Below are 21,983 nucleotides of genomic sequence, written 5' to 3'. Positions count from 1 at the left end.
GACCTGGGCAGGGCGGTCACGCCCTCGATCTCCCTGAACGTCTCTACATTCGCTGAACAGTGAAAGGAACCGTATGAGCAATCCTCGTGATGTCGCCGTAGTGGTGGGTAGCCTGCGCAAGGACTCCCTGAACCTGAAACTGGCCAAGGCCCTTGCCGCGCTCGCGCCGCCCCAGTTGAAACTCGACATTGTCGAGATCGGCCAGTTGTCGATGTATAACCAGGATCTGGACGACAACCCGCCAGCCGAGTGGGTGGCGTTCCGCGATCGCATCCGCCGCGCGGACGCCGTGCTGTTTGTTACGCCCGAATACAACCGCTCGGTGCCTGCCGTGCTCAAGAACGCTATCGACATTGGTTCACGGCCCTATGGTCAGAGCGCATGGGATGGCAAGCCCGGCGCGGTGGTTAGCGCATCGCCGGGCAATATCGGCGGGTTTGGCGCCAACCACCATCTGCGACAGTCGCTGGTCTTCCTGAACGTGCCGGTGCTGCAGCAACCCGAGGCCTATCTGGCCGGTGCCGACAAGCTGTTCGACGAACAAGGGGGGATTGCCAACGAATCCACGCGCGGTTTCCTGAGCAAGTACCTGACCACCTTCGCGGCCTGGATCGAGAAGACGGGCGGCTGAGATTCACCGGCGTCACAGGCGCTACGGGAGCGATTGTCTTGGGTCAGTTCCGTCCTACAACGCGAAGCGGAACGGACCCGACACCGGCGTTTGAATCGCCTTTCTATAGTGGAGTCGTGCTCACCACATATAGACAAGGAGGAAACAAATCATGCCGTATATCCTCGCGTGGCTCCTCGGCGTACCGGCCTTCGTTCTGATCCTGATCTGGCTGTTCATGCACTGATCATGCATGGATCGGCACTTGCCTTGGGGCACGCTGTACCGGCCCCGCAAGCTGCCTCTCCTGCGACGGCGCCCTTATGGGCGCCGTTTTCATTGGTGCGCCCAGCAAGCGTGCTGGAATCGTCATTGATCCACCAGTTTCGCGGTCATGCAAATCCCAGGGCAACGCGTGCGTCGCGCAGCATGAACTTGATCAGTGTGGCCGACAACACCTCAGTGCTTGGGGTTCTCGCTTTGCAGGTGCGGGCGGTAACGTGGCCAGCTTTGCCAACAAGTCTCGTATCTCCTGCCCTGTTTCCATACCGGAGCCAGTGAGGACGTCGCGCTCGTTTGAGCTGGCTGCCGTATACTTCCGTGCTTTCGCATCTGGTAGTAGGTGATGGAACAGACCCGCAGTACCCCGCAACCCGAAGTCGGCATCGAAGGCACCCAAGGCAGCCCAGCCGGTGTGCGGCCTCGCCGGATATCCGTGGCACCCATGATGGATTGGACGGATCGCCGCTGTCGCACATTTCACCGTTCGCTGAGCCGCCACACGTGGCTCTATACCGAGATGGTGACGACAGGTGCGTTGCTGCATGGAGACGTGCCGCGCCACCTCGATTTCGATGAGATCGAGCATCCCGTGGCGCTCCAGCTGGGCGGTAGCGAGCCGGACGATCTGGCAAAGGCCGCGAAGCTGGGCGAACAGTGGGGCTACAAGGAAATCAACCTGAACTGTGGCTGCCCGTCCGAGCGCGTGCAGCGCGGTGCATTCGGCGCTTGCCTGATGGCGGAGCCACAACTGGTGGCGGACTGCGTGAAAGCCATGCGCGATGCGGTGGCCGTGCCGGTGACCGTGAAGCACCGGATCGGCATCGATACCATCGAGCACTATGACTTCGTGCGCGATTTTGTCGGCATTGTGGCCGAAGCTGGTTGCGAAACGTTTATCGTCCATGCGCGTAACGCGATTCTCAAGGGACTAAGTCCCAAGGAAAACCGTGAGATTCCGCCGCTCCGCTATGAGGTAGCCTACCGCTTGAAAAAAGAGTTTCCAAATCTGGAAATTCTGATTAATGGCGGTATTACGACCTACGACGAAATCGAAAATCATCTCCAATATGTAGACGGCGTCATGCTCGGGCGCCAGGCTTATCACGATCCGTATATTCTTGCGGAGATGGATAATCGATTCTATGGCGCCGGCACTCCCATCCCGACACGCGAGGACGCGGAATTGGCGATGCAGGCGTATATCGGCAACCTGGTGGAGCAGGGTGGCTATATGGGTTCGGTCACCCGCCATATGCTGGGCCTGCATCGTGGTGTGTACGGTGGGCGAGGCTGGCGACGCGTGCTGTCGGATGCCCGCAGGATGAGCGCGGCTCGCTCTCGCGCGGAAGTTGATGCGCTTTTCGTTGAAGCTCGCAGCCACCTTCGACCCGACCTGCAGGAAGCCGCATAGGCCCCGAGGAAAAGCTCTAATTTCGAACGGCGGCCGTGTGCCATTGCCTCAAATGTATGCACCAGCGGCGTTTGCGGCAGATGAACCGACTGGAGAGCCGCCTCGGCAAAGGGATTCCCCTAATTCGCCAGGGCCGCTTCATGTTCTTACACTGTGCCTGCCCTCGAATACAGGGCTTTCTTCAACTGATTATTCAGCCCGCCGTGTGCGGGCTGTTTTTTTCACAAGATGGGAAGCACGACACCGACCGTGGGTTTGCCCGGATGGTACGAGTGGTGTGCGACGTCTACATTGAAACGGCCTTCAGGGCATTGAGATCGCAAAATTTAGAGTCCGCTTCGGCGGGCTCTTTTTTTTGTCCGGAGGGTTAGGACGGGGAGCGATGCAAGAACGCGCGCATCAAAAAAAAGCAGGCGATGCTCGTCGGGAGTGATCGCCTGTCGGGAATGTCGAGGGGGGTCAATGTCCCTCGGGGAAGAGTATCCAACATCACCACGCACGGAAGAACCCTTCATTGGTAGGGCAAACACTCCGCTTTCTGGTGGATATGCCGATACTCGTTTGTGTGGCGAATCCTTGCTAAATGTCCCAATCTCTATAAGGCGACGCCGGTCGACCCAGGGATGGCGATGCAAAGTGTCGAAAGCAGCATGCTAGGATTCGCGCCGGCGCTGAGATCAGATGCCGTCTGGTGAACCTGCGGAAGAGTCCGCATGGTTCTGTGGGGGATAAGAATAGAGAGGCTGGCCGGTCGACCGACCGGAAGCAAGCCCTGAGGACTAGGAATGAACGCGGAAGAGCCCTTCGGCGAAGTATTTGAAGATTGCCGGGTGATCTGGGTAGCAGAGCAGTTGCAGGACGGCAAATGGACCGCCCGCTATTGCTGGCACCCGGGTACGTCCGTCGAAGCCGGCGACGCCTTGCATCGCGATGTGCTGAATGGCAAGTCGAAACGCCTGCTCGGTCTCTTCGAGAGCGAGACAGAGACCATCGCCGCCATCAAGGAGGCTGTGCTGCTAGAGTCGAAGTGGGTTGGCGGCCGCTGACCCACACGTAATTTATTTGTGCGGAATACTAGCCATCCGCCCGGAATCCTTGTATAGTCTTGTTCTTCGCTGATCGCAACGATCAACGAAACAAGTTCTACGGTGGCTGTAGCTCAGTTGGTAGAGTCCAGGATTGTGATTCCTGTTGTCGCGGGTTCGAGTCCCGTCAGCCACCCCAAAGAATTACTCTAAAATAGCCGCTTCCAAGCGGCTATTTTGCTTTTTTGGTCCGGCTGTCGCGTTCGCGTGGTCCAGTGTGTCGCAACACTTCTGTTTCTCTTTAGCGGTCGGCCAGTTCTACCCGTTCAAAGCGCCCCCTAACTCGTCGTGGCCAATGTCTCGTCACGGCATCAATCCGGACTTGTATTCCGCATCTTCGATTGATGCGGCAGATGACGGCCGGGTAAGGAGGTGGTTTGAAATGGCGCAGGTTTCGTGCACCGAATGCCAGAAAGAAATAGATGATGAGGAGCCCACGTGCCCTCACTGTGGTGTCAAAAGGGAAAAGCCTGCCTTCAATTTTTTTGTGGCAACTGGGCCTCTTGTCCTTTCGATTGCTGCCCTGCTGCAGATACTGTCTTCATGTCAGCGTAGCGTGTAAGGCATGCACCTTTGGATGGCGGGAGAGCAAGCCGCGTCCAACACCACGTTTTACTCAAAATCCCATAAAGCCCCGATCATCAAGATTCGCCTGATTTATGCTTTAAAAGGCGAGGTGGCAAGGTAACACGCATGCCAAAAAAAACCGGGCCTTGGCGGGTGACAAGGTCCGGTTCTGCGCATGACGCGACTGCGCCAGTGATGCATTGCGCGCCAGTGAATTTAACCACGCTTCCGGCTGATGTAAGCGTAGCCTTAATTACACGTGGTGAGGTTGCAACTCCACTTTTTACAAAGTCCTCAAGACTTTGCCAGGCTTGCCGCGCGAGGGATGCGAGGGATTAGCCCGGCGCGGAGGCTAGCGGCCGTTGGGGGACGGTTCTGCCAGTTCGAGCATTCGGCAGATGGCGGCCATGTTGCCGACCATCGTGCGCCGCTGGGCGCCCTGATAGACGCGTACGCCCTTGATCTGACGGAAGGGCACGGGCTTGACCGGGCGGCGGGAAGCGACGGGAAGGGATGGCAGCATGGCAGCACCTCGAAATTTGCGACAGCAGGAGTCCGCACCCTTCGTTCGACGGAAACGGGGCGGCATGGGCAAGGCAAAGCGGGTGACCAGGGCAGACGGCCGTGCTGCCTGGGTCTTGGCGCGGAGCGGCGACGTATTTCAGTGAGTCGTGCTACCGCGCCAGGCGGATATCAGAAGCCTGACGATCGGATCAGGCCCACAGCGATACCTTCCAGAGAAAACTCATCGCGTCCAGACTGCACCACGATGTTCGAGAAATCAGGGTTCTCGGCAATCAGTTCGATCGAGTCGCCGCGCTTGTTCAAGCGCTTGACGGTGACGTCCTCGCCGATCCGTGCCACGACGATCTTGCCGTTGGCAGCTTCGCTGGCTTTCTTCACGGCGAGCAGGTCACCGTCGAGAATACCGGCGTCGCGCATACTCAGGCCGCGTACGCGGAGCAGGTAGTCAGGACGTTCATCGAAGACCGATGCGTCGACCTGATACTGCCGGTCGATATGTTCCGCGGCGAGGATCGGGCTGCCGGCCGCCACGCGGCCCACCAATGGCAACGTCAGTTGCAGCACGCCGGCCATGGCCAGTGAAAGCTGGTCCGGGCGTTCCGAATCACTCCGCCCAACCTTCAGGCGGATGCCGCGTGAAGCGCCGGGCGTCAATTCGATGACGCCTTTGCGCGCCAGCGCCCGAAGATGTTCCTCTGCCGAGTTGGGCGAGGAGAAGCCGAACTCCGCAGCAATCTCGGCGCGCGTCGGCGGAAAGCCGGTGTGCTGGATCGTGTTGCGGATCAGGTCGAAAATCTGCTGCTGCCGGGGTGTCAGGGTAGCCATGGTTCGCCGGTCTCTCGTGCCGAGGCACTGTATGTTTAAACAGTATGCTGTGATTTTATACAGTATCGAGTGAAGTGCAAGCACAATTTGCGCAGCGGACTTAACCTCGGCAAATTCCTCGCGGGCCTCGCAGACGGGTTTGCCACGCATTTCGAGTCGAAGTTCGCCGGGTACAATCGCCGCCCACGTCCTGCCAATCCACGCCTCGAACAACATGTCAGCTTCCCTGCCTCGTATTGTCGTGCTCGCCACGGGCGGCACCATCGCCGGGTCGTCCGGTAGCGCTGCCAGCAGTGCGCATTACCAGGCGGCCACGGTTCCGGTATCGCAACTCGTTCAAGCCTTGCCCGCGCTGGCCGATGTGGCGCGCATCGAGACCGAGCAGGTGGCCCAGGTCGACAGCAAGGACATGGCGTTCTCCCTTTGGCAGACGCTTGCGTGCCGGGTTGAGCATTGGTCAGGTGTGCCGGATGTTGCCGGTATCGTCATCACGCATGGCACCGATACGCTTGAGGAAACGGCGATGTTCCTGCACCTGACGCAGGCGTGTCCGGTGCCGGTGGTGATGACGGCGGCCATGCGTCCGTCGACATCGCTGTCTGCGGACGGCCCCTTGAATCTGCTCGATGCCGTACGGGTAGCGGCAAGTCCGGAGGCGCGCGGAAAGGGTGTGCTCGTCGTACTGAACCAGGAGATTCACGCAGCGCGGGATGTGGCCAAGTTGCATACGTCGGCGGTGGATGCCTTCGACTCGCCGACCGCCGGTCCGCTGGGTTTTGTCCAGGATGCCTTCGTGCGTTTCGTGCGCGTGCCGCGGGCTTTCGCACAGCCTCTGCCCGTGCCGGCATCATGGCCCGTCGTCGAGGTCGTGGCGAGCTATGCGCAGCCGGGCAGGGTGATGGTCGACGCGCTTGTCTCGGCCGGGGTGACAGGGATCGTAGTGGCCGCTGCTGGCAATGGATCGATCCACGAGACGTTGGCCGGGGCGTTGGCCGACGCGGCGGCTTGTGGTGTCGCCGTCGTGCGCAGCTCGCGGACCGGCGCGGGTCATGTGACGATGCCGGGCAAGCCTGTGCCGGCTGTCGGTCTCTTCGTATCGGCCGGAGACCTGAATCCTTACAAGGCGCGCGTGTTGTTGGCGGTGGTGCTGGCGAACGATCCCGGGCTCGCGGGTGACGCTGTGCGCCTGCAGGCGACGTTTGCGGCGCATTGATTGGGGCAGAGGCCCAATCTTGCGGGGGCCGGCCATTCCGTACTATACTCGCGGGCTACTCAACCTTGCCGCACCGGACTTGACGCCCGGGTGGCTCATCCAAAAGGAGCGTCAATGCGTCACTACGAAATCGTATTTATCGTCCATCCGGACCAAAGCGAACAAGTGCCTGCGATGATCGAGCGCTACAAGCAGCTCGTCACGTCGCAAAACGGCCAGATCCATCGCGTGGAAGACTGGGGCCGCCGTCAGATGGCCTACATGATCCAGAAGCTGGCCAAGGCTCACTACGTTTGCCTGAACATCGAGTGCGGCAAGGAAACGCTGGCTGAACTGGAACACGCGTTCAAGTTCAACGACGCCGTGCTGCGTCACCTGATCGTCCAGACCAAGAAGGCTGAGACTGCACCTTCGCCGATGATGAAGGAAGTTCAGCGCGAAGAAGCCCGCAAGGCTGCGCAAACGACCACGGAAGGCCAAGCCGCCGCCTGAGTGCGGACGGCAGTGTCGCGGTGAACCAGCTCCGGCTGACCGCAACGCTCGCGGAGCGCGATACGCTGCGCTATACGCCGGCAGGCGTCCCGGTCGTCAACTGCATCCTGCAGCATGGCGGCGAGGTCGTCGAGGCGGAAACGCCCCGGCAGGTGGAATTCGCAGTGGTGGCGATGGGCATTGGTGCCATCGCCCAGCAACTGCTCAGATTGCCGCTCGAAGCGGTAATCGATTGCGAAGGATTCCTGGCGCGCAAGCACCGCAACAGCAAGACACTGGTCTTTCACATCACTCGATGTAAAGCATACGAAAAGGATTGAATCATGGCATTCGTCAAACGTGACAACAAGAACAAGAAGCGCTTCCAGCAACAGAACCCGCTGTTCAAGCGCAAGCGCTTCTGCCGCTTCACCGTGGCTGGCGTCGAACAGATCGACTACAAGGATCTGGACACGCTGAAGGACTTCGTCGGCGACAACGGCAAGATCACGCCGGCCCGCCTGACCGGTACCAAGGCTCACTATCAACGTCAGCTCGACACGGCTATCAAGCGCGCCCGCTTCCTGGCGCTGGTTCCGTACACCGACCTGCACAAGAACTGATAGTCCCGGGACCGCAAGGAGAAATACACGATGCAAATCATTCTGCTGGAAAAAGTCATCAACCTGGGCAACCTGGGTGACATCGTTCGTGTGAAGGACGGTTACGCACGTAACTTCCTGATCCCGACCAAGCGCGCTCGCCGTGCAACGCAAACGGCCATCGCCGAATTCGAAGTGAAGCGCGCCGAGCTGGAAAAGGCCGCCGCCGAGAAGCTGGCAGCCGCACAAGCCGAAGGCCAGAAGCTGGACGGCCTGACCGTTCAGATCACCCAGAAGTCGGGTGTGGACGGCCGTCTGTTCGGTTCCGTGACCAACGCCGACATCGCTGAAGCGCTGGAAGGCCAAGGCTTCAAGCTGGAGAAGTCGCAGGTCCGCCTGCCGAACGGCCCGCTGAAGCTGGTGGGCGACTACACCGTTGGCGTGGCACTGCACACCGACGTGCTGGTCGACATCAACGTGTCCGTCCTGGGCGAACACGTCTAAGTCGTACCTGGCAAACGATGCGCCGGCCTGGCCGGTGCGTCCGATGCACGAAAAGGCAGGGGCCAGCGCTCCTGCCTTTTTTGTTTGCGGCCCGGCTTCGTGCCTGGCTCCCGCCGCTATAATTGCCCCCCATGAACGCGCCCGCCGCAGATCCCCAACTAGACAGTCTCAAGGTTCCTCCGCACTCGATCGAGGCCGAACAATCGGTACTCGGTGGCCTGCTGCTGGACAATGCCGCCTGGGACCGTATTGCCGATTTTCTCTCCGAAGCCGATTTCTACCGCTTCGATCACCGCCTCATCTTCCAGAGCATCGCCCGCCTGATTTCCGCCACCAAGCCGGCGGACGTGATCACGGTGTTCGAGATGCTCCAGGTGTCTGGCAAGGCCGAGGAAGTGGGTGGGCTGGCCTACCTGAACTCGCTGGCTCAGAACACGCCGAGCGCCGCCAATATCCGCCGCTACGCCGAAATCGTGCGCGAGCGGTCGGTGCTGCGCAAGCTGGTCACCGTGGCCGACGACATTGCGTCTGCGGCCTTCGCGCCCAAGGGGCGCGAGGTGCGCGAGCTGCTCGACGAGGCTGAATCGAAAGTCTTTGCGATTGCGGAAGAGGGGTCGCGTGGCCAGAAGGGGTTCCAGGAAATCCAGCCGCTGCTGACGCAGGTGGTGGAGCGTATCGACGAGTTGTACCATCGCGACAGCTCCACGGATGTGACCGGCGTGCCCACGGGCTTCATCGACCTCGACCGCATGACCAGCGGTATGCAGGCCGGTGACCTGATCATCGTGGCAGGTCGTCCGTCGATGGGTAAGACCGCGTTCTCGCTGAACATCGGGGAGCATGTGGCCGTGGAACAAGGCCTGCCCGTCGCGGTGTTCTCGATGGAAATGGCGGGTGTGCAACTGGCCATGCGTATGCTCGGCTCGGTCGGGCGCCTGGACCAGCACCGCCTGCGTACCGGTCGTCTGCTCGACGAGGACTGGCCGCGTCTGACGCACTCGATCCAACGCATGAACGATGCGCAACTGTTCATCGACGAGACGCCGGCGCTGAATCCGATGGAACTGCGGGCGCGCTCGCGCCGCCTGGCGCGCCAGTGCGGGCAGCTAGGCCTGATCATCATCGACTACCTGCAGCTGATGTCAGGTTCCGGCGGCGGGGAGAACCGCGCGACCGAGATCTCCGAGATTTCGCGGTCGTTGAAGGGCTTGGCGAAGGAACTCAACTGTCCGGTGATCGCCCTGTCGCAGCTGAACCGAAGCCTGGAACAACGGCCGAACAAGCGCCCGGTGATGTCCGACCTGCGTGAATCGGGCGCCATCGAACAGGATGCCGACGTGATCCTGTTCATTTACCGCGACGAAGTCTATAACGCCGACTCGCAGGACAAGGGAACGGCCGAAATCATCATCGGCAAGCAGCGTAACGGCCCGATTGGTACCGTTCGCCTCACATTCCTGGGCCAGTTCACCAAGTTCGACAACTTCAGCGGCGGTCCGGCGTTCTTCGATAACGACAACTGAGCGATATTCACCGTAGGGGTTACACCTACATGCGGTGCAACCCTGTAAAATATTGCGCTTTGATGACAGCCGCCCACGAGGCGGCTGTTGTGCGATTGCTCCGCTCCCATTTGCCACACAACCGAGCGCTGCCGTGAGGCGCGCCACAAGGACATTTCATGTTCGGTCGATTCATGCCCACGGAGGGCAAGTTCTTCGAATACTTCAACCAGCATGCCGACTGTGCGGTGACCGCCGCGCACGAGCTGGAAGCGCTGGTCAACGACCTGCCCAACGCCGAAGCCCATGCCCGCCGCGTGCAAGCCACGGAGAAAAAGGCTGACCGCGTCACGCACGACACGATCGACCTGCTGCACAAGACCTTCATCACGCCGCTGGACCGCGACGAGATCCACAAGCTCATCACGACCATGGACGACATCCTGGACCTGATGGAAGACGTGGCGGAAACGATCTCGCTTTACGACGTGACCCACCTGACCGATGAAGCGCGCCACCTGGCCCGGATCTGCGTGCAGTGCTGCGACCAGGTCAAGATCGCGGTGGCCCTGCTCGAAGACATGGGCAATGCCAGCACCATCCTGAAGACGGCCCAGCAGATCGACCAGCTCGAATCGGAAGCGGACCGTGTGATGCGCGCTGCGATGTCGAAGCTGTTCCGCGAGGAAACCGACGTCAAGCGCCTGATCAAGCTGAAGGCGATCTACGAACAGCTCGAGTCGATTACCGACAAGTGCGAGGACGTGGCGAACATCATCGAAGGCATCGTCCTGGAAAACGCCTGAGAACCGCACCGGCATGCAAACTATACAAATGAGCTTGTGGGTGATCGGCCTGCTGGTCGCGCTCGCGTTGCTGTTCGACTTCATGAACGGCTTCCACGACGCGGCCAACTCGATTGCCACGGTGGTTTCCACGGGTGTGCTCAAGCCGCACCATGCAGTGGCCATGGCGGCCATGTGCAATGTGGTGGCGATCTTCATCTTCCATCTGAAGGTAGCGGCGACAGTCGGCACCGGGACGATCGATGTGGCGATCGTCGATCACTACGTGATATTCGGGGCGCTGGTCGGTGCCATCGCGTGGAACGTCATCACCTGGTTCTACGGCATTCCTTCGTCGTCGTCGCACGCGCTGATCGGTGGCCTGGTGGGCGCCGCGGTGGCCAAGGCCGGCACCGGAGCGCTGGTGGGCAATGGGCTGCTGAAGATCGTGGCCTTCATCCTGATCTCGCCGCTGCTGGGGTTCCTGCTCGGCTCGATCATGATGGTGATCGTGAGCTGGACGTTCTTCCGCACGCCGCCGTCACGCGTGGACCGCTGGTTCCGCCGCCTGCAACTGGTGTCGGCATCGCTCTACAGCCTGGGTCACGGTGGCAATGACGCGCAGAAGACCATCGGCATCATCTGGATGCTGCTGATTGCGAGCGGCCACGTGGCCTCTGGCGGTGAGCCGCCGATGTGGGTGATCGTGAGCTGCTACGTGGCCATCGGCCTCGGTACGCTGTTTGGCGGCTGGCGAATTGTCCGGACCATGGGCCAGAAGATTACCAAGCTCAAGCCGGTGGGTGGTTTCTGTGCGGAGACGGGGGGTGCGCTGACGCTGTTCATCGCCTCGGCACTGGGCGTGCCAGTGTCGACCACGCACACCATTACCGGCGCCATCGTTGGGGTGGGTTCGGCGCAGAAGATGTCGGCCGTGCGCTGGGGTGTGGCAGGCAACATCGTCTGGGCCTGGGTACTGACCATTCCGGCATCGGCATTCATGTCGGCGATTGCCTGGTGGATAGGCAAGCAGATCCTGTGAGATCGGCGGGATCGATCCGATAAAAAAGCCAGGCTTCGCGCCTGGCTTTTTTACTTACTGGCGGGCAAAGGCCGCGATGGGGTCGTCGTCTTCCGGTGGAGGTGCAGTCGGGGTGACGGGGGCGGCTGGGATCGGCGTGGGCGTCATCGGCAGATTGCTCACAGCCACCACGCGACGCGCGCCGTTGTATCGCGAAGCCCAGTATGACTTGCCCATGTCTTCGAGCCGCACCGTGCCGCCGGTAGCGGGTGCGTGGACGAAGCGGTTCTGGCCAACGTAGATGCCAACATGCGAGTTCGCGCGCCCCGTCGTGTTGAAGAACACGAGGTCGCCCGACGCCACCTGACTGCGATCCAGCGATGTGCCGCGCTGGCCCATCTGATCCGTGGTGCGGGGCAGGTTGACGTTGGCGGCGCGCGACACGACATAACGGACCAGGCCGCTGCAATCGAATCCTGAATCGGGGGTGTTGCCGCCGTAGCGATAAGGCGTGCCGACCAGCGACATCGCCTGGATCGATATTTCCTCGAGTCCGGCACTGGGGTCGATCATCGGCTTGCCTGGGGTGCGGGGCAGGGATGATGTCTGGCGTGCCGGCGGGCCACCTGCGCAGGCGGCCAGCAACAAGGCGCTGGCGCACAGCGCGCTCAGCGCAGCGCGTGATCGTGAAAACGCGTGTGCATGTGGAGCCGGTGGTGAGAGCGGGCGGGGCGGCATCCTTCCTGTCGATCGAAAAGCCGGACCAGCCTCGATGCGACGTGGAGAGCGAATTGCGCGACTACCTGCGTCGATTTACCAACGCAGTTGCGCGTTGCGCGTGCCGGTGCTCACCTTGATAGTCTTGGGCTGGCCCTTGTAACGGGCCTCGATATTGTAGCTGCCTTCTGGCGCACGTATGAGGCAGCGCGGCCCGCCCGCCCGGAATTCGGCAACGGTTTGGCCGTCGCGTGTCAGTTTTACGTCAACATCGGCGATGAACTCGCTGTTGGCGCCCTGCGAGAACAGGATTCCGATATTGAAGTTCTTTTCTTTCTCCGCCAGTTTGGCGCGCTGGTCTTCCGCAATACCGCCGCAGACATAGCTAACCGGACCCATCGTGCGGATCACCATTTCTTCCGCCACGGCCGGCGTGTTTGCGGCCGCGGGTGCCGGAGCCGCACTCGCTGCACTGGCGGCACTGGCGGCACTGGCGGCACCCGGCACACTCGCCGGGCCTTCCGCCGCCTTGGCCGGTTGTAGGGCGGCCGCGAGCAACACCGTGGCGCCCACCAGCGTGGCTGCCACGATAAGCCGGCGCCGCGTGTTGCTGGCGCGGCGGGAAAACAGCGTCCTGTTACTCGACAGGTATCTGCTGAATGATTGTTGTCGGATCATCGACGCCTCCCATATCGACATGGACACACCGGCCATCATAGCCGGGCCGTGCAGCGCCGGCTGTCAGTCGGAGACCGACGCGGCCGGGAAGCGCCACACTATGCGAAATGAACATCGGCCGGCCATGGAACATGGGCCGGCCGATGGGTTTGCCAGTCGAGTTGTCTTCCGAAAAGCTACAGCACGTCCGCCGCGTGGTCCGCCAGGCGCGAGCGCTCGCCGCGCGCCAGCGTCACGTGGCCGCTGTGGCTCCAGCCCTTGAAGCGATCCACCACATAGGTCAGGCCCGACGAACCTTCGGTCAGGTAAGGCGTGTCGATCTGGGCGATATTGCCCAGGCAGACGATCTTGGTGCCCGGACCCGCCCGTGTGACCAGCGTCTTCATCTGCTTCGGCGTCAGGTTCTGCGCCTCGTCGATGATGACGAACTTGTTCACGAAGGTACGGCCGCGCATGAAGTTCATGCTCTTGACCTTGATGCGCGAGCGGATCAGTTCCTGCGTGGCCGCGCGACCCCATTCGCCGGCGCTGTCGTCGCTTTTCTGCAGGACTTCGAGGTTGTCGTCGAACGCGCCCATCCAGGGCTGCATCTTCTCTTCCTCGGTGCCCGGCAGGAAACCGATGTCCTCACCTACGGGCACGGTGGCACGCGTGACGATAATCTCGTTGTAGATCTTCTGGTCGAGCACCTGCTCCAGCCCCGATGCCAGTGCCAGCAGCGTCTTGCCTGTTCCGGCCTGGCCCAGCAGCGTCACGAAATCGACATCGGGGCTCATCAGCAGGTTCAGTGCGAAGTTCTGCTCGCGGTTGCGGGCGACCACGCTCCACACGTTGTTCTTGTTGTGGGTGTAGTCCTTCAGCGTTTGAAGCAGGGCGGTCTTGCCGTTGATCTCCTTGACCTGCGCGTAGAGCGGCAGGCTGCCGTCCATCGGCTCGAGGTAGACGAACTGGTTGACCAGGAACGACGGTACCAGCGGGCCGGTCAGGCGATAGAACATCGTGCCGGACTTCGGGTCCTGCCAGCTTTCCACGCCCTTGCCGTGCTTGGCCCAAAAGTCGTTGGGCAACTGCATCACGCCCGAGTACAGCAGGTCCTTGTCTTCCAGGACCTGGTCGTTGAAGTAGTCCTCGGCCGGCAGGCCCAGGGCACGCGCCTTGATGCGCATGTTGATGTCTTTCGACACCAGCACGACCTGGCGCTCCGGGAACTGCTGCTGCAACGCGCTGACCACGCCCAGGATCTGGTTGTCCGCCTTGCCTTGCGGCAGCCCCTCGGGCAACTTGATCTCGTTGAGCCGCGTCTGGAAGAACAGCTTGCCTGCGGCGTCGCGATTGCCAAGGCCGGCCAGCGGCAGACCCTCGTCGAGCACACCATCGGTGCCGCCCACAAGTTGGTCGAGCGTGCGGCTGACCATCCGCGCGTTACGCGCGACTTCGCTCATGCCCTTCTTGTGATTGTCGAGCTCTTCGAGCGTCATCATCGGCAGATAGACGTCATGCTCTTCAAAGCGGAACAGCGAACTCGGGTCGTGCATCAGCACGTTGGTGTCGAGCACGAACAGCTTGCTCGGGCCGGTATCCTTGCGTGCACGGCGTGTAGGACCGGCAGCCGGCTTGACCAGGCTGACCGCTGGTGCGGACGGCGCGGTGGTGGCCGGCGCCGGTGCTTCGGCCTTTTTGGCGCGGGTTGTGCTGCCGGCGCGTGCGCGTGTGGCGGGTGCCTGGGAGTCGCCGGTCTCGAGCAATGCCACACGCTCGAGGGTCGGCACAGGTTTTTTACCCTGCGCTGCTTTGGCCTTGGGTAGTGTGACCGGGGCGAATTCGCTCGGGTCCAGCAGTTGGGCAGGCTTGGCGGGCATGGTAGGCAGCGGCATGCTTGGCGTTCCTTTCAGGGGGCTAACGGGGGCGAGAAAAAGCTTGCGTACGACCAGCGAACGGCAGGAAGCCGGGAAACCGTGAGGTGAGTAGGTTGAGGACGGGTGGACAGGAAAGCGATGGATCGTGCGTGAAGTCGGGCAAACATAAGCCGGGCAAACAAAAAAGCCGCCAGGCCTGAAGAACAGGTGTGGCGGCTTCTTTCGCGGACCCACGACACGGCAGGTCCGCTACCAGCCCTGGGACTCAACCTGATGGGCCGGTACGATTCAACAGTGTGGCAACTGGGATCTGAACGCATTGCGTCCAAATCTACCCGAACGTTTTCCGTTTGGCAATCGGACTGAGGGGCGTAGCGGGCACGCAACTGGATTGGCGGTTCAGCGGTTCCACTGTCACGCTGGCCTCACAATCCCTTGACGATCTCCAGTACCTCGTCCACGTGGTTCGGCACCTTGATGCCACGCAGTTCGTGACGCAGCACGCCCTTGGCGTCGAGGATGAAGGTGCTGCGCTCGATGCCGCGCACTTCCTTGCCATACATCTTTTTCATCTTGATGACGTCGAAGATATTGCAGATGGCCTCGTCGCCGTCGGAAATCAGTTCGAAGGGGAGTTCGAGCTTGGTTTTGAAATTCTCATGCGACTTCAGGCTGTCGCGCGAGATGCCGAACACCGCCACGCCAGCCGCCTCGAATGCCTCGTGCTGGTCGCGGAAGTTCATGGCCTCAGTGGTGCAGCCCGGCGTATTGTCCTTGGGGTAGAAGTACAGGACCACGGACTTGCCGCGCTGGTCGGCCAGCCGGAAGTCCCCGCCGGTAGCGGGAGCCTGGAAGTCGGGAACGGCCTTGTTGAGACTGACGGTCATGCTGGTGGCTCTCCTGGAGGGCGTGTGCGTCATCGGTGTCGGCAGCACCCCGGTCTTGCGCCGGGATTGCGCCATTGGCGGGTGCAGATTGGGGCAGTCAGCCAGACTTCAAGCGTGGCGCGGGCGTAACCTGTAACCACCGGTCTTCAATCCGCGAGACGGCGTGGCCGTCAAGCATGGATAGTGGACCGCGCGATCACCCCTGCGGCGCGGCATCCTCCACCAGCAGGATGGCGGCCACGCGGCGACCCTCAGCCATCAGGATATTGTAGGTACGGCACGCCGCCTGCAAGTCCATCGCGTCCACGCCGATATGCCGGCGCGCCAGGGCGGCAGTCAGGCGGGGATGCGGGAAGCGCAGCTTCTGGCCAGTGCCGAGTAGTACCACTTCTGGCATTTTTTCGAGCAGGGCCTCGAAGTGTGCGGGTTCGAGATCCTCGAACCGCGCAACGGGCCAGGGTTCGACATCACCCTGGGGCAGCACAAGGACCGACTGCTCATGCCGCACGGCGTTGATTTCGACATAGCCGGGACCGTAGCTGGTCACGGTATTGAGGTTCTGGGGGGAATCTGCGTGGAGTTTCAAGACGGGGGCCTCGTGCCGCGCGCTGCATCCGGGAGGCCTGAGGCTCGCCGGAAGCGCCAGGGAAGGGAGGGCGCGGCGGGTTCGTGGCAGGATCGTGCGCGCAGTGGTCCGGAAGGTACGCTGCGATGCAAGAATCCATGCCGAAGTCTGTCATAATCCGATATCTTATAGCTTTTGGTGCGACACGCACTTATTCGTGTCCGGCCGCTCTACGTTAAGAGCATCGACCTCTGTTGAGACAAGGGAAAGGCTTCGGCCTGAACCGTCCAATCTCAACCATTTCTTGCTTTGACAAGCCCAACCGCAAGGTTGGAGCGAGTCCATGTGTTGTGGGAAGGCCAGACTATCGGCTGACCTGCAGCTTGCTATTTGCTGGATGGATTTCCAGCCATTGCCCAAAGGCGGGGACGCTTGCCTTTGGGCAAGTGTCTTTGCAGTACGCACTCTCTCCGGAGGGGGTGGGTGGACATGCGGCGGTAGTCTCGCCGCATCTTCGCTATATAGCATTCAAACCGGCCCAGTCTGGGTCGGCGCTACGTTCTTTGGGACGCAGGTCATGCGCTCGCAAGAGCCCGTCTGTCGTCAAGCGCCTGCCAGTATGGAGGCACTGAAGCTATGAAGTGAGGTTCCCGGAGCGTATAGCTCTGCGCGTTATGGTTCGGTCGAATACGCCCGCGAGGGTGCCTCGATAGAGAACCTGTCATGCGACTGACAGTAGCCTAGGGAGACATGCGTCACTGGTAACGGTGGGGTGTGAAGCTCTCCTGACAATGTAGCCCCCGAAAGGGTGCGTCACTATCGCGAGGTAGTGGCGCAGAGACTCCGAGCAGCAATGGGGTCGAGGAGCTAGGCTGGCTGGTATGGGCAACATATGTGAACTGCTGATAAACGTCGTAAATAAGGTCGTGCCAAAGCTGCTGACAGGCACTAACCAACATGGTGTGTGATTGGATGCTCCGTTCGAAAGTCGGAGCACGTCGTCGCGAAATCACCGGCGAAGAGGCAGGCCCTAACCCAGTCTTGTAGCGCGCAGGGAACGTGGTAAGCCCGTATGGCTGCCGGGGCGCTGTATGGCTCTGGCAAGCGAACCGCAAGGAACGCTGTTGGCTGTGCGGGTATGGGAGGTTGGAGAAAGCGAACGTCGGGCTGTAATGGTCCGGATAGGGGTTGAAACATCATCCCACGCGAAAGCGGGCAGACTTCCAACTGGTCTTTCGTCGCAAGACGGCTGACTGAACTCGCTTGTTTAATTTTCTTCCCTTGGGGGGTGACATGCCCCTCAAGGGGCATGTTGTCTCTGCTAGTTGGGGAAGTCCTCAAGATAGGAGAGCAGCATGGAAGCATTGATCCGCGAGGATGAATCTGCGCCCTCCGGCATTCCGCAGCGATGGGGCGACATCAATTGGCGCCGCGTCGAACGGAATGTTCGAGCAATGCAGATTCGAATTGCGAAGGCAACACAGGAAGGAGATTGGCGCAGGGTGAAAGCCCTGCAACGATCTCTGACCCGCTCGTTCTCCGCCAAGGCATCGGCGGTAAGACGGGTGGCGATTAACCAAGGAGCGCGGACGGCAGGTGTCGACCGCGTTGTGTGGAACTCACCTGAAGTTCGGTGGCAAGCCATCGGACGGTTGAGACGCCGGGGGTATCGGCCCATGCCATTACGGAGGGTCTTCATCCCCAAAGCCAACGGAAAGGAGCGCCCTCTGGGTATCCCGACCATGTTGGACAGAGCCATGCAGGCGCTGTACTTGCTGGCGTTGGAACCGGTGTCCGAAGGGACGAGCGATCTGAACTCCTACGGGTTTCGACTCAATCGTTCTACTGCGGATGCCATGTCCCAGCTGTTTGTCTCCCTATCCAAAAGAGCTTCGGCTCAATGGGTGCTGGAGGCAGATATCAAAGGGTGTTTCGACCATATCAGTCACGACTGGCTGGAGCGCAATGTCCCAATGGACAAAGCGATCCTTCGGAAGTGGTTGAAAGCTGGCGTGGTATTTCAGGGCCAGTTTCAGGCGACCGAAGCCGGCACACCACAGGGGGGCATTATTTCCCCGACCTTGGCGAATGTGGCACTGAACGGGTTGGAACAGCAACTAGTGGCGTCCTTGCGGGCGAAATTAGGAGTCGCCAACACGAAGAAGCTAAAGGTAAATGTCGTGCGGTATGCGGACGACTTCGTAATCACCGGCAACACGCCGGAAGTCTTAGAGAACGAAGTGAAGCCGTGGGTAGAACAGTTCCTAGCAACACGGGGACTGACCTTATCTGCGGAGAAAACGCGAATCGTCAACATCGCCGAAGGTTTCGACTTCCTCGGGTGGAATTTCCGGAAGTACTCGGGAACGCTGCTCATTAAACCGAGCAAGAAAAACGCGCAAGCGTTCTATCGCAAGGTGAAGGAGGTCATCAGAGTCAACAAGACGGTCAAGCAGGAGCATCTTATCGGCCTGCTGAATCCGATGCTGAGGGGCTGGGCGCAGTATCACAGCCCGGTGGTTGCGAAGGCGGCGTTCACCCGAATGGAGTACCTGATCTTTAGGTCCCTGTGGAGGTGGGCAAAACGGCGGCACCGAGGAAAGAATACCGAGTGGGTGCGAAAGAAGTACTTCGCCTCAGTCGGAACGCGAAACTGGGTGTTTGGAACCAACGCTTTGGGTAAGACGGGCGAACGCTACTGGATGGAGTTGTACTCGATACCGAGTACACCTGTCCGGAGGCACAAGAAAGTTCGGGGGGACTTCAATCCTTTCGACCCGGCGCAGGAAATGTATGGTGAGACACTGCGGCAGGAACGCATGGTAGAAAACATGTCGTACCGAAGGCAGTGGGCAAAGCTGTTCATGTCCCAGCGAGGCTTGTGTGCGGTGTGTCAGTGCAAGATCACCAAAGAGACCGGATGGCATGACCATCACATCGAACCCAAAGTTTCTGGGGGTTCGGACGCTCTAGGGAATCGCGTGCTGTTGCACCCCGATTGTCACGTTCAAGTCCATTTCCACGGCCGAATTGCAGTGAAGCCGGTGTATGATTCGTCCATATATTTTGTAGAGGCTTGAGCCGTATGCGGGGAAACTCGCACGTACGGTTCTTAGGGGGGAGGGGGTCAGCAATGACCTTCCTCCTACCCTACCCTCCCGGTCTGCCACGCTCGCCACGCCATACGGCGATACGCGCCGCCAGACACCCAGGACAATCCAGAAGATTCCCAATACCGCTGCCTCCGGGACGGGCAGCCTGCCCTGACCTCAGCCAACTCCGCCGTGAAACCCATCCAGAAATCGAACAAGCTCCAGAACGTTTGCTATGACATCCGCGGCCCGGTGCTGGAAAAGGCCCGGCAGATGGAGGAAGAGGGCCACAAGATCATCAAGCTGAACATCGGCAACCTGGCCGTGTTCGGTTTCGATGCGCCGGAGGAAATCCAGCAGGACATGATGCGCAACCTGCCCAATTCGGCGGGTTACTCGGATTCGAAGGGCATTTTCGCCGCGCGCAAGGCGATCATGCACTACACCCAGGAAAAGCAGATCCAGGGCGTGGGGCTGGAAGACATCTATGTGGGCAACGGCGCGTCCGAGCTGATCGTCATGGCGATGAACGCGCTGCTGAACAGCGGCGACGAAATGCTGGTGCCGGCGCCCGACTATCCGCTCTGGACGGCTGCTGTCAGCCTGTCCGGCGGCACGCCCGTCCACTACATGTGCGACGAGGGCAACGGCTGGATGCCGGACCTCGACGACATCCGCCGCAAGATCACCCCGAACACGCGCGGCATCGTCATCATCAACCCCAACAATCCCACCGGGGCGCTCTATTCGGACGAGTTGCTCAAGGAAATCGTCGTCATCGCGCGCGAGCATGGCCTGATCATCTTTGCCGACGAGATCTACGACAAGGTGTTGTACGACGGCGAGACGCATACCTCGATCGGGTCGCTCTCGACCGATGTCCTGACGGTCACGTTCAACGGGCTGTCCAAGAACTATCGCTCGTGCGGCTACCGCGCCGGCTGGATGGTGGTGTCGGGCGACAAGCGTCCCGCGCAGGACTATATCGAAGGGCTGAACATGCTCTCGTCGATGCGCCTGTGCGCCAACGTGCCGGGCCAATGGGCGATCCAGACCGCGCTGGGCGGCTACCAGAGCATCAACGATCTCGTGGGCGACGGTGGGCGGCTGCGCCGCCAGCGCGACCTGGCTTACGAACTTATTACCAAGATTCCCGGCATTACCTGCGTCAAGCCGAAGGCGGCGCTGTATTTGTTTCCGAAGCTCGACCTGTCGATGTACCCGATCCAGGACGACCAGGAGTTCATCTACGAATTGTTGCAGGAGTCGAAAGTGCTGCTGGTGCAAGGCACCGGCTTCAACTGGGGCGCGCCGGACCACTTCCGGATCGTGTTCCTGCCCCACGAGGAAGACCTGCGCGAGGCGATCAACCGCGTGGCGCGCTTCCTTGAGAACTATCGCAAACGTCACGGCACGCTGTAACGCCGGGGCGTCCCCCATTTTTCGTATCAAGCAACCCAGAGTCAGACGTCCATGAATCCCATCAAAGTCGGCCTTCTCGGCATCGGTACCGTCGGTAGCGGCACGTTCAACGTGCTCCAGCGCAATCAGGAGGAAATTCGTCGCCGCGCAGGCCGCGGCATCGAGATTGCGGTGGTGGCCGACCTCAACACCGAGCGCGCCCGCGAACTGACCGGTGGCTCGGTGGATGTAGTCAGCGACGCCAACGAAGTGGTGACGCGCCCCGACATCGACATCGTGGTGGAACTGATCGGCGGCTACGGCATCGCGCGCGAACTGGTGCTGAAGGCCATCGAGAACGGCAAGCACGTGGTGACCGCCAACAAGGCGCTGCTGGCCGTGCATGGCAACGAGATCTTCGAAGCCGCGCGCCGCAAGGGCGTGATCGTGGCCTTCGAGGCCGCCGTGGCTGGTGGCATCCCCATCATCAAGGCGCTGCGCGAGGGCCTGACCGCGAACCGCATCCAGTGGATCGCCGGCATCATCAACGGCACGACGAACTTCATCCTGTCCGAGATGCGCGACAAGGGCCTGGATTTCGACACCGTGCTCAAGGAAGCGCAGCAACTGGGTTATGCCGAAGCGGACCCTACCTTCGACATCGAAGGTATCGACGCCGCGCACAAGGTCACGCTGATGAGCGCCATTGCCTTCGGCATGCCGGTGCAGTTCGATCGCGCCCACGTGGAGGGCATCACCAAGCTCTCCGCTGTCGATATCAAGTACGCCGAGGAGCTGGGCTACCGCATCAAGCTGCTGGGCATCACGCGCCGCCGTGAGGAAGGCGTGGAACTGCGCGTGCATCCGACGCTGGTGCCGGCGTCGCGCCTGATCGCCAACGTGGAAGGTGCGATGAACGCGGTGCTGGTGCAGGGCGACGCCGTGGGCGCCACGCTGTACTACGGCAAGGGCGCGGGCGCCGAGCCGACCGCCTCGGCCGTGATTGCCGACCTGGTGGACGTGACGCGCCTGCACACGGCCGATCCCAACCATCGTGTGCCGCACCTGGCGTTCCAGCCGGACGAGCTGTCGAGCGTGCCGGTGCTGCCCATCGAGGAAGTCACCAGCTCGTACTACATGCGCATGCGCGTGGCGGATCAGACCGGCGTGCTGGCCGAGATCACCCGCATCCTGGCCGAAGGCGGCATCAGCATCGACGCGATGCTGCAGAAGGAATCGCGTGAGGGCGAGCCGCAGACCGACATCATCATCCTGACGCACCTGACGCGCGAAAAGCAGATCAATGCCGCCATCCGCAGCATCGAAAGCCTGCAGACGGTGCTGTCGCCGGTGACGCGTCTGCGCATGGAAGAACTGAATTAAA

General features: G+C 60.9%; 21 protein-coding genes and 1 tRNA gene. 15 read left to right on the top strand and 7 right to left on the bottom strand.

The window, feature by feature from the left end; genetic code table 11:
- Positions 1-73 precede the first annotated feature (73 nt).
- From GA566_RS08965 to GA566_RS08950, 4 genes are all read left to right on the top strand, one after another.
- Positions 74-631, top strand: a complete 558-nt coding sequence (locus GA566_RS08965) for an NADPH-dependent FMN reductase (protein ID WP_160472540.1) — start codon at positions 74-76, stop codon at positions 629-631.
- A 604-nt stretch (positions 632-1,235) separates the two neighbouring features.
- Positions 1,236-2,303 (top strand): tRNA dihydrouridine(20/20a) synthase DusA, encoded by a 1,068-nt coding sequence (gene dusA, locus GA566_RS08960; protein WP_137923903.1) that lies wholly within the window; start codon positions 1,236-1,238, stop codon positions 2,301-2,303.
- A gap of 785 nt (positions 2,304-3,088) precedes the next feature.
- Positions 3,089-3,349: a hypothetical protein gene (locus GA566_RS08955; RefSeq protein ID WP_137923904.1), complete on the top strand. Its 261-nt coding sequence runs from the start codon at positions 3,089-3,091 to the stop codon at positions 3,347-3,349.
- A 102-nt stretch (positions 3,350-3,451) separates the two neighbouring features.
- Positions 3,452-3,527 (top strand) — tRNA-His (locus tag GA566_RS08950).
- A 780-nt stretch (positions 3,528-4,307) separates the two neighbouring features.
- On the opposite strand, the gene GA566_RS32890 is transcribed toward GA566_RS08950, so the two are convergent.
- Complete coding sequence (locus GA566_RS32890) at positions 4,308-4,478, bottom strand: hypothetical protein (RefSeq protein ID WP_171020329.1); 171 nt, start codon at positions 4,476-4,478, stop codon at positions 4,308-4,310.
- 170 nt (positions 4,479-4,648) lie between these two features.
- A complete protein-coding gene (lexA, locus tag GA566_RS08945) occupies positions 4,649-5,305 on the bottom strand; it encodes a transcriptional repressor LexA (protein ID WP_160472539.1) in 657 nt (218 codons plus the stop codon).
- Between the two features lie 214 nt (positions 5,306-5,519).
- Between lexA and GA566_RS08940 the strand changes: the two genes are divergently transcribed.
- The 8 genes from GA566_RS08940 (at position 5,520) to GA566_RS08905 (ending at position 11,424) form a co-directional block, all read left to right on the top strand.
- Complete coding sequence (locus GA566_RS08940; RefSeq protein ID WP_160472538.1) at positions 5,520-6,518, top strand: asparaginase; 999 nt, start codon at positions 5,520-5,522, stop codon at positions 6,516-6,518.
- Positions 6,519-6,632: 114 nt separating this feature from the next.
- The gene (gene rpsF, locus GA566_RS08935) at positions 6,633-7,010 is read left to right on the top strand and encodes a 30S ribosomal protein S6 (RefSeq protein ID WP_137923972.1); all 378 of its coding nucleotides are present in this window, start codon (positions 6,633-6,635) and stop codon (positions 7,008-7,010) included.
- A gap of 20 nt (positions 7,011-7,030) precedes the next feature.
- The gene (gene priB / locus GA566_RS08930; protein WP_137923973.1) at positions 7,031-7,330 is read left to right on the top strand and encodes a primosomal replication protein N; all 300 of its coding nucleotides are present in this window, start codon (positions 7,031-7,033) and stop codon (positions 7,328-7,330) included.
- A gap of 3 nt (positions 7,331-7,333) precedes the next feature.
- Positions 7,334-7,612 (top strand): 30S ribosomal protein S18, encoded by a 279-nt coding sequence (rpsR, locus tag GA566_RS08925; protein WP_137923974.1) that lies wholly within the window; start codon positions 7,334-7,336, stop codon positions 7,610-7,612.
- Between the two features lie 30 nt (positions 7,613-7,642).
- Positions 7,643-8,095, top strand: coding sequence for a 50S ribosomal protein L9 (gene rplI / locus GA566_RS08920; protein WP_137923975.1), 453 nt, complete (start codon positions 7,643-7,645; stop codon positions 8,093-8,095).
- A gap of 131 nt (positions 8,096-8,226) precedes the next feature.
- Positions 8,227-9,618 carry a replicative DNA helicase gene (locus GA566_RS08915; RefSeq protein ID WP_137923976.1) on the top strand — a complete coding sequence of 464 codons (1,392 nt, stop codon included), beginning with the start codon at positions 8,227-8,229 and terminating at the stop codon, positions 9,616-9,618.
- Between the two features lie 158 nt (positions 9,619-9,776).
- Positions 9,777-10,403, top strand: coding sequence for a DUF47 domain-containing protein (locus tag GA566_RS08910; protein ID WP_137923977.1), 627 nt, complete (start codon positions 9,777-9,779; stop codon positions 10,401-10,403).
- A 13-nt stretch (positions 10,404-10,416) separates the two neighbouring features.
- Complete coding sequence (locus GA566_RS08905) at positions 10,417-11,424, top strand: inorganic phosphate transporter (RefSeq protein ID WP_137923978.1); 1,008 nt, start codon at positions 10,417-10,419, stop codon at positions 11,422-11,424.
- Between the two features lie 54 nt (positions 11,425-11,478).
- Here the strand turns inward: GA566_RS08905 and GA566_RS08900 are convergent, their stop codons facing one another.
- From GA566_RS08900 to GA566_RS08880, 5 genes are all read right to left on the bottom strand, one after another.
- Entirely contained in the window at positions 11,479-12,141 is a 663-nt protein-coding gene (locus GA566_RS08900) for a C40 family peptidase (RefSeq protein ID WP_137923979.1), read from the bottom strand.
- A gap of 75 nt (positions 12,142-12,216) precedes the next feature.
- Positions 12,217-12,627, bottom strand: coding sequence for a hypothetical protein (locus GA566_RS08895; protein ID WP_160473263.1), 411 nt, complete (start codon positions 12,625-12,627; stop codon positions 12,217-12,219).
- 347 nt (positions 12,628-12,974) lie between these two features.
- Positions 12,975-14,672 (bottom strand): PhoH family protein, encoded by a 1,698-nt coding sequence (locus GA566_RS08890; RefSeq protein WP_160472537.1) that lies wholly within the window; start codon positions 14,670-14,672, stop codon positions 12,975-12,977.
- Between the two features lie 407 nt (positions 14,673-15,079).
- Complete coding sequence (locus GA566_RS08885) at positions 15,080-15,541, bottom strand: peroxiredoxin (RefSeq protein ID WP_137923982.1); 462 nt, start codon at positions 15,539-15,541, stop codon at positions 15,080-15,082.
- Positions 15,542-15,737: 196 nt separating this feature from the next.
- Positions 15,738-16,127: an Mth938-like domain-containing protein gene (locus GA566_RS08880; RefSeq protein ID WP_137923983.1), complete on the bottom strand. Its 390-nt coding sequence runs from the start codon at positions 16,125-16,127 to the stop codon at positions 15,738-15,740.
- Positions 16,128-17,461: 1,334 nt separating this feature from the next.
- On the opposite strand from GA566_RS08880, the gene ltrA reads away from it, so the two are divergent.
- The 3 genes from ltrA (at position 17,462) to GA566_RS08865 (ending at position 21,982) form a co-directional block, all read left to right on the top strand.
- A complete protein-coding gene (gene ltrA, locus GA566_RS08875; RefSeq protein WP_160472536.1) occupies positions 17,462-19,186 on the top strand; it encodes a group II intron reverse transcriptase/maturase in 1,725 nt (574 codons plus the stop codon).
- Positions 19,187-19,390: 204 nt separating this feature from the next.
- Entirely contained in the window at positions 19,391-20,620 is a 1,230-nt protein-coding gene (locus tag GA566_RS08870; protein ID WP_160472535.1) for a pyridoxal phosphate-dependent aminotransferase, read from the top strand.
- A gap of 51 nt (positions 20,621-20,671) precedes the next feature.
- Positions 20,672-21,982 carry a homoserine dehydrogenase gene (locus tag GA566_RS08865; RefSeq protein ID WP_137923985.1) on the top strand — a complete coding sequence of 437 codons (1,311 nt, stop codon included), beginning with the start codon at positions 20,672-20,674 and terminating at the stop codon, positions 21,980-21,982.
- Position 21,983: the final 1 nt, after the last annotated feature.

The organism is Cupriavidus sp. SW-Y-13, from assembly GCF_009793345.1.
Taxonomy (GTDB): Bacteria; Pseudomonadota; Gammaproteobacteria; order Burkholderiales; family Burkholderiaceae; genus Cupriavidus.
The sequence above is the reverse complement of the archived record's forward strand: the minus strand, read 5'-3'. Positions and strand labels throughout refer to the sequence as shown.